Below are 404 nucleotides of genomic sequence, written 5' to 3'. Positions count from 1 at the left end.
ACCATGTGCTGGTCGACGAATACCAGGACACCAACCGGCTGCAGGCCTCGATCCTGACGGCACTGAAACCCGACGGCGCCGGCCTGACGGTGGTGGGCGACGACGCGCAGTCGATCTATTCGTTCCGCGCCGCGGAAGTGCGCAACATCCTCGACTTCCCCACGCAGTTCGCCCGGGCAGCGGCAATCGTCACGCTGGAGCGCAACTACCGCTCGACCGAGACGATCCTGGCGGCGGCCAACGCGGTGATCGGGGAGGCCGCCGAGCGCTTCACCAAGAACCTCTGGAGCGAGCGCAGATCGTCCGAAAAGCCGCTTCTGGTCACCGTACGCGACGAGGCCGAGCAGGCAAGCTATGCCTGCCACGCGATCCTCGCCGAGCGCGAGGCCGGCACGGCGCTGAAG

The 404-nt window shown here is 67.3% G+C and carries 1 protein-coding gene; it reads left to right on the top strand.

The genetic code is table 11. The features are described 5' to 3' along the window. A partial coding sequence (locus tag EOA29_RS40585) for an ATP-dependent helicase (RefSeq protein ID WP_145970207.1) occupies positions 1-404 on the top strand: 404 nt, incomplete at both ends.

Origin of the sequence: Mesorhizobium sp. M1E.F.Ca.ET.063.01.1.1 (assembly GCF_003998155.1) — a bacterium.
In the GTDB taxonomy this organism is placed as follows: domain Bacteria; phylum Pseudomonadota; class Alphaproteobacteria; order Rhizobiales; family Rhizobiaceae; genus Mesorhizobium.
The sequence above is the reverse complement of the archived record's forward strand: the minus strand, read 5'-3'. Positions and strand labels throughout refer to the sequence as shown.